Origin of the sequence: Citrobacter sp. Cf132 (assembly GCF_030333885.1) — a bacterium.
Classification (GTDB): domain Bacteria; phylum Pseudomonadota; class Gammaproteobacteria; order Enterobacterales; family Enterobacteriaceae; genus Citrobacter; species Citrobacter freundii.
In genome coordinates this window covers 115,620-122,990 of sequence record NZ_JAOWFA010000023.1, presented here as the reverse complement: position 1 = coordinate 122,990, position 7,371 = coordinate 115,620, and the positions used below count along the sequence as shown (strand labels likewise).

At 49.7% G+C, this 7,371-nt stretch carries 7 protein-coding genes; 4 read left to right on the top strand and 3 right to left on the bottom strand.

Annotated features, from left to right (window positions below):
- Positions 1-128: 128 nt before the first annotated feature.
- Positions 129-632 carry a molybdopterin-guanine dinucleotide biosynthesis protein MobB gene (mobB, locus tag OGV85_RS01110; RefSeq protein ID WP_061548039.1) on the bottom strand — a complete coding sequence of 168 codons (504 nt, stop codon included), beginning with the start codon at positions 630-632 and terminating at the stop codon, positions 129-131.
- Positions 629-1,213, bottom strand: coding sequence for a molybdenum cofactor guanylyltransferase MobA (gene mobA / locus OGV85_RS01105; RefSeq protein WP_003028614.1), 585 nt, complete (start codon positions 1,211-1,213; stop codon positions 629-631). The genes mobB and mobA overlap by 4 nt, the downstream gene beginning before the upstream one ends.
- A 69-nt stretch (positions 1,214-1,282) precedes the next feature.
- Between mobA and OGV85_RS01100 the strand changes: the two genes are divergently transcribed.
- The 3 genes from OGV85_RS01100 to dsbA all read left to right on the top strand — a co-directional run bounded on the left by OGV85_RS01100 (position 1,283) and on the right by dsbA (position 3,255).
- Positions 1,283-1,552 carry a YihD family protein gene (locus OGV85_RS01100; RefSeq protein WP_003028616.1) on the top strand — a complete coding sequence of 90 codons (270 nt, stop codon included), beginning with the start codon at positions 1,283-1,285 and terminating at the stop codon, positions 1,550-1,552.
- A gap of 76 nt (positions 1,553-1,628) precedes the next feature.
- Entirely contained in the window at positions 1,629-2,615 is a 987-nt protein-coding gene (locus tag OGV85_RS01095; protein WP_003028618.1) for a serine/threonine protein kinase, read from the top strand.
- A gap of 16 nt (positions 2,616-2,631) precedes the next feature.
- Positions 2,632-3,255: a thiol:disulfide interchange protein DsbA gene (gene dsbA / locus OGV85_RS01090; RefSeq protein ID WP_003028621.1), complete on the top strand. Its 624-nt coding sequence runs from the start codon at positions 2,632-2,634 to the stop codon at positions 3,253-3,255.
- 13 nt (positions 3,256-3,268) lie between these two features.
- Here the strand turns inward: dsbA and yihG are convergent, their stop codons facing one another.
- Complete coding sequence (gene yihG / locus OGV85_RS01085; protein WP_003028622.1) at positions 3,269-4,204, bottom strand: 1-acylglycerol-3-phosphate O-acyltransferase, YihG family; 936 nt, start codon at positions 4,202-4,204, stop codon at positions 3,269-3,271.
- Positions 4,205-4,567: 363 nt separating this feature from the next.
- Here yihG and polA point away from each other — a divergent pair, with 363 nt between their 5' ends.
- Positions 4,568-7,354 (top strand): DNA polymerase I, encoded by a 2,787-nt coding sequence (gene polA, locus OGV85_RS01080; protein WP_003028623.1) that lies wholly within the window; start codon positions 4,568-4,570, stop codon positions 7,352-7,354.
- The last annotated feature ends 17 nt before the right edge of the window (positions 7,355-7,371 follow it).

Here is a 7,371-nt window from a genome sequence, read left to right as displayed (position 1 = left end):
AAATAAAGTGAAGAAGCCCATCCTGACGGATGGGCTTTTTTGCGTGTGTGCGGGGTAAAAACCGCCGGGCTGAACGTATTTGCAGGCGCTGATAAGCGCAGCGCATCAGGCAGATCACGACACCGCAGTTATCTTCTGGCCCATTGCGTAACAAAATCAGCTACTTGCTGTATGTTGTTGATATCTAACAATGGAACATCCACCGCCAGCGGAACGTCACTGGCAACCGCTATAACATAGTCATCCATCACCAATTCCTCAGGACTATGCCCGCAGCCTTCGCGGAAAAGTAGGATCTTAGCGACAGGTTCATGCTTAAATCCCTCAACCAACACCATATCCAACGTTGAAGCGTCCATCCGGCTTACCAGATACGCTAAATCCAGTTCGGGCTCTTCCGGTGTTTCTACCATTAATGCCCAACGTTGCTGGCTGGCGACCAGAGTTTGTGCTGCACCAGCTTTGCGTAACTCATAGCTATCTTTACCGGGCTTGTCGACATCCATCTTGTGATGAGTATGCTTAATCAATCCGGGACGTATACCTCTGGCATGTAGTTCCGGGATCAACTTTTTGAGCAGCGTGGTTTTTCCCGTGCCGCTCCATGCCGCAATGGCGAGTAATGGGATCATGATTTTTCCTGCCATTTTGCGAGCTCTTCGGGGGTGTTCACGTTTACGAACGCATCTTTATGATCGCTGAAATCGACAGCATGACCGCCTGCCAAACGCATAAAGACCATAACGCGTCGTTCACCGGACTGAAGATAATCCTGCAGTAAAGGCTGCATAGAGCGGTGCATCAGCGCAATGGTTGGGTGATCTCTTTCGCCATCATGCACCCAGACAACCGGTGCTGCTTTGCGCTGCTCTTTTAAACGAGCGACCAGATCGTGAGGAATATAAGGCATATCGCACGGGCAGAACAAAAACCATTCCCCCGTTTGCTGCAGGAATACCGATAGCATCCCGGCCAGCGGGCCAGGGAAATCGGCCAATGAATCGGGAATAACTTTCAGGCCGCTTTGCTGGTATATATCCCTGTGGCGATTGGCATTAACCACCACGGTTTCGACCTGCAAAGCGAGAATGTCGGCCACATGTCGCCAAAGAGGTTTACCGTCCAGCTCAAGCAGACCTTTATCGGTTCCGCCCATCCGTCTGGCCTTACCGCCAGCCAGCACAACCCCTGTTATTGCACTATCCAGAATCACTGATATCGCCTCTTTTAATGTGGGATTGACCCTGCTAACGTATCTGTATTGAGCCTAAGGAGCACAACCATGAAATGTAAACGTCTGAATGAAGTTATTGAACTCCTCCAGCCTGCCTGGCAGAAGGAACCCGATCTTAACCTGATGCAATTTTTACAGAAACTGGCGCAAGAGTCAGGTTTTGACGGCGAACTGGCGGATTTAACTGATGACATTCTGATCTATCACCTGAAAATGCGTGACTCGGCGAAAGATGCGGTCATTCCAGGTATTCAGAAAGATTATGAAGAAGATTTTAAAACTGCACTACTCCGCGCACGTGGCGTAATTAAAGAGTAAAAGCTTGTAATCGCCGCCACCGAAAGCGCTGCGAAATGATATCCTGAATCATTCGTAGTATTTTCCGGATGATGGGATGAACGACAACGCTTTTAATTTCCAGACGCTACACCCGGATACCATCATGGATGCACTGTTTGAGCAGGGGATCCGGGTGGACTCCGGGCTTACCCCGCTTAACAGCTATGAAAACCGTGTCTATCAATTCCAGGACGAAGACCGTCGACGCTTTGTCGTTAAGTTTTATCGCCCTGAACGTTGGTCTGTCGATCAGATCCAGGAAGAGCACCAGTTTGCTCTGGAACTGGTAAGCGATGAAGTCCCGGTAGCTGCTCCGCTGGTATTCAGCGGCCAAACGCTATTAAGCCATCAGGGTTTCCATTATGCGATCTTCCCCAGCGTCGGTGGACGCCAGTTTGAAGCCGACAACATCGATCAGATGGAGGCGGTGGGGCGCTATCTCGGGCGTATGCACCAGACCGGATGCAAGCGTACTTTTGCCTTCCGCCCAACGATCGGCCTTGAAGAATACCTGACTGAGCCACGTAAAGTTTTTGAACACGCACAGCTAATCCCATCAGGGCAAAAAGCGGCCTTCCTGAAAGCAACGGATGCGCTTATCGCGATCGTTACCGAACGCTGGCATACGCGTTTTACCACGTTACGCCTGCACGGTGATTGTCATGCCGGTAATATTCTGTGGCGCGATGGCCCGATGTTTGTCGATTTAGATGATGCCCGCAACGGTCCGGCTATTCAGGATTTATGGATGCTCCTCAATGGCGATAAAGCTGAACAACGTATGCAGCTTGAAACCATTATCGAGGCTTATGAAGAGTTTAGTGAGTTCGACATCTCTGAAATCGGACTGATAGAACCTTTACGCGCTATGCGTTTAGTTTATTATCTTGCCTGGCTAATTCGACGTTGGGCTGACCCTGCATTTCCAAAAAACTTCCCGTGGTTAACCGGGGAAGATTACTGGCATCGTCAGACCGCGACCTTTATTGAGCAGGCAAAAATTCTGCAAGAGCCCCCCTTACAATTAACGCCAATGTATTAACCGGAGAAACTTGAACATGAAAAAAATATGGCTGGCGCTGGCTGGTATGGTCTTAGCTTTTAGCGCATCTGCAGCGCAGTTCCAGGATGGCAAACAATACATCACTCTGGAAAAGCCAGTTGCGGGTGAACCGCAAGTGTTGGAGTTCTTCTCCTTCTACTGCCCGCACTGCTACCAGTTTGAAGAAGTGCTTCACGTATCTGATAATGTGAAGAAAAAGCTGCCGGAAGGCACCAAGATGACCAAATACCACGTTGAGTTTCTCGGGCCTTTGGGTAAAGATCTGACGCAGGCATGGGCGGTTGCAATGGCGCTGGGCGTTGAAGATCAGGTTACCGTTCCGCTGTTTGAAGGCGTTCAGAAAACCCAGACCGTTCAGTCTGTTGCTGATATCCGTAAAGTGTTTGTCGACGCAGGTATTAAAGGTGAAGACTATGATGCGGCATGGAACAGCTTCGTGGTGAAATCACTCGTGGCACAGCAGGAAAAAGCGGCGGCTGATTTACAGCTGCAGGGCGTTCCGGCGATGTTCGTGAATGGCAAATATCAGGTCAACCCGCAGGGCATGGATACCAGCAGCATGGATATTTTCGTACAACAGTATGCGGATACCGTGAAGTACCTGGTTGGTCAGAAATAAAAGCAAAAGCCGGTCACTGACCGGCTTTTTTATTTGAGGCTTTAATCGCGTCGAGCTGCGCGTCTTTCTCACTCCATAGCGTATTTAGCCAGAGCTGAAACCGACGCTTGAATCCCTTATCGTTCACGTAATCACCGTGCAACTCTTCATGAATTGGCTCCAGATTCACCCGCACGACAATCCGCGTTAACTTACCGCTCAGCATGTCGTAGAACGGTCGACTGCTGTTTTCCGGATAGCACAACGTGACGTTCAACATTTTATCGAACTGTGAACCCAGTACATTCAATGCCATTGCAATACCGGCCGCCTTAGGTGGGAGCAGGTTTTGATAGGGCGAGCGGGTTTGCTCACGTTTATCTTTGGTAAAGCGCGAACCTTCGACAAAATTCACAATAGTTGTCGGGTGTACGCGAAATTTCTCGCAGGAACGACGCGTTGTTTCGACATCTTTACCACGGCGTTCCGGATGGCGAAGCAGATAGCCACGTGAATAGCGTTTCATAAACGGCATATCCAGCGCCCAGCAGGCCAGGCCAATAAAGGGTACCCAGGCCAACTGCTGCTTGAGAAAATATTTATTCATCGGGATGTGCTTACGGAACAGAACGCAAAGCACAACGATATCGGCCCAGCTGTAATGATTACAAATGAGCAGATACCAGTTTTTCTTGCTAAGACCTTCCAGTCCTTCAACATCCCACTTTAGCCGTGGATTAAGGTGCAGCAGTAGCGCCAGACCTTCACACCAGCAGTACATCATGAAATTACAGAAGACAGAAACCTTGCGCCAGACGACAGGAATAGGCAAAAGGAGTTTCACAACCCCGGCAAGGATGATCGGCACAGAACAAAAAATCGTGACCAATATGGTCAATACGATACTCAGCAACAGCGTTATCGCAGCGAGTATTCTCGTCATAATTAAATTATTCAAAAGGTTAGCCATAGACAGTGCGCGAAAGAGGCGCAAGGGGCTGATTTTATCAGAAAACGAACCAAATGATGGATCTTCCCTCAATAGAAAAAAGAGGAATATCTATCCACATCAGGATATAAGCTGTAAAAATGGAATAAAATGCTGTGTATTTATTTAATTTATTGAAATACATATAAAAATATTATGAGGCAGTAATTGCCTTGTTATATTTAAAGAGCTGTAAATTATTTATTCACAAAGTTATCCACAGATGTCTTTGCGAGCAAAGCAGAAGATCTACAAAAGTTTTTCGACAAATGCGGCGAAAAACTCATGTTTTCATCCTGTCTGTGGCATCCTTTACTCATAATCTGATAAACAGGCACGGACATTATGGTTCAGATCCCAGAAAACCCACTTATCCTTGTAGATGGCTCATCTTACCTGTATCGCGCATACCACGCGTTCCCACCGCTGACTAACAGCGCAGGAGAACCTACGGGCGCGATGTACGGTGTCCTCAACATGCTGCGTAGCTTGATTTTGCAATATCAGCCGACCCACGCGGCGGTGGTATTCGACGCCAAGGGTAAAACCTTCCGTGATGAATTATTCGAACACTATAAGTCGCACCGCCCACCCATGCCGGACGATCTGCGTGCGCAGATTGAACCTCTGCATGCGATGGTAAAAGCGATGGGGCTGCCATTGCTGGCGGTTTCTGGCGTGGAGGCGGATGATGTCATCGGTACGCTGGCGCGGGAAGCGGAGAAGGTGGGTCGTCCGGTGCTGATTAGCACTGGTGATAAAGATATGGCTCAGTTGGTGACGCCGAATATCACCCTTATCAACACCATGACCAATACGATCCTCGGCCCGGATGAGGTGGTGAATAAGTACGGTGTCCCGCCGGAACTGATCATCGATTTCCTGGCGCTGATGGGGGATTCCTCAGATAACATTCCTGGCGTTCCAGGCGTAGGTGAAAAAACTGCGCAGGCTCTGCTGCAGGGGCTGGGTGGGCTGGATACTCTCTATGCTGAATCAGACAAAATTGCAGGGCTGACATTCCGTGGTGCGAAAACCATGGCGGGCAAACTTGAGCAGAATAAAGAGGTGGCGTACCTCTCTTATCAATTGGCTACTATCAAAACGGATGTTGAGCTGGAGTTGACCTGCGAGCAGCTGGAAGTCCGTCAACCGGCAGCGGAAGAACTGCTTGGCCTGTTTAAACAGTATGAATTCAAACGTTGGGTTACTGACGTTGAAGCGGGTAAATGGCTACAGGCGAAAGGGACGAAGCCGGCGGCAAAACCGCAAGAAACTATTGTCGTCGATGAAACGCCTGAGGAGCCGGCTACGGTTCTTTCGTATGATAACTATGTGACGATTCTGGACGAAGCGACGCTGGAAGAGTGGATCGCGAAGCTGAAAAAAGCACCTGTCTTTGCCTTCGATACTGAAACTGACAGCCTGGACAATATTTCCGCGAATCTGGTTGGCCTGTCTTTTGCCATTGAACCGGGTGTGGCGGCATATGTTCCTGTTGCCCACGATTACCTGGATGCCCCCGATCAAATAGCTCGCGATCGCGCGCTGGAGCTGCTGAAGCCGCTGCTTGAAGATGAGAATGCGCATAAAGTCGGGCAGAACCTGAAGTACGATCGCGGTATCTTGGCGAACTATGGCATCGAGCTGCGCGGCATCACCTTTGACACCATGCTTGAATCCTACATTCTTAACAGCGTTGCTGGCCGACACGATATGGACAGCCTGTCGGACCGCTGGCTTAAACATAAAACTATCACCTTTGAAGAGATCGCTGGAAAAGGCAAAAACCAGCTGACCTTTAACCAGATAGCATTGGAAGAAGCCGGGCGTTACGCTGCGGAAGACGCCGACGTTACGCTACAGCTGCATCTGAAAATGTGGCCAGAATTACAGCAGCATAAAGGGCCACTGAACGTCTTTGAAAATATCGATATGCCGCTGGTGCCAGTTTTGTCTCGTGTTGAGCGCAACGGTGTGAAAATCGATCCGGCTGTTCTGCACAAGCATTCAGAAGAACTGACGCTGCGTTTGAACGAGCTGGAGCAAAAAGCGCACGAGATCGCCGGAGAAGCGTTTAACCTGTCTTCCACCAAGCAACTGCAAACCATTCTGTTTGAAAAGCAGGGTATTAAGCCGCTGAAGAAAACCCCTGGCGGCGCGCCATCAACGTCGGAAGAGGTGCTGGAAGAGTTAGCGCTGGATTATCCGTTGCCGAAAGTTATCCTGGAATATCGTGGGTTAGCCAAACTGAAGTCGACCTATACGGATAAGCTTCCGTTGATGATTAACAAGAAGACCGGGCGCGTGCACACTTCCTATCATCAGGCAGTTACCGCAACGGGTCGCTTGTCTTCAACGGATCCGAACCTGCAAAACATCCCGGTACGTAATGACGAAGGTCGTCGTATTCGTCAGGCGTTCATTGCGCCAGAAGACTACGTGATTGTCTCTGCGGACTACTCACAGATTGAACTGCGTATCATGGCGCACCTTTCACGTGATAAAGGTCTGCTTACCGCGTTTGCCGAAGGGAAAGATATTCACCGCGCAACGGCGGCAGAAGTCTTTGGTTTACCGCTTGATTCTGTGACCAGCGAGCAACGCCGCAGCGCGAAAGCCATCAACTTCGGTTTGATCTACGGGATGAGCGCTTTTGGTCTGGCGCGCCAGTTGAATATTCCGCGTAAAGAAGCACAGAAGTACATGGATCTCTACTTCGAACGCTACCCAGGCGTGTTGGAATATATGGAACGCACCCGCGCGCAGGCGAAAGAGCAGGGTTATGTAGAAACGCTGGAAGGTCGCCGTCTCTATTTACCGGATATTAAATCCAGTAATGGTGCTCGTCGTGCAGGTGCAGAACGCGCGGCAATTAACGCCCCGATGCAGGGTACTGCCGCAGACATTATCAAACGAGCGATGATTGCGGTGGACAGATGGCTGCAAACCGAGCAACCGCGTGTGCGTATGATCATGCAGGTACACGATGAACTGGTGTTTGAAGTGCATAAAGATGACCTCGAAAGCGTCTCTAAAAAGATCCACCAACTGATGGAAAACGAGACCCAGATTGACGTGCCGTTGCTGGTGGAAGTCGGTAGTGGCGAAAACTGGGATCAGGCGCACTAAGGGTTTACTGAATAACG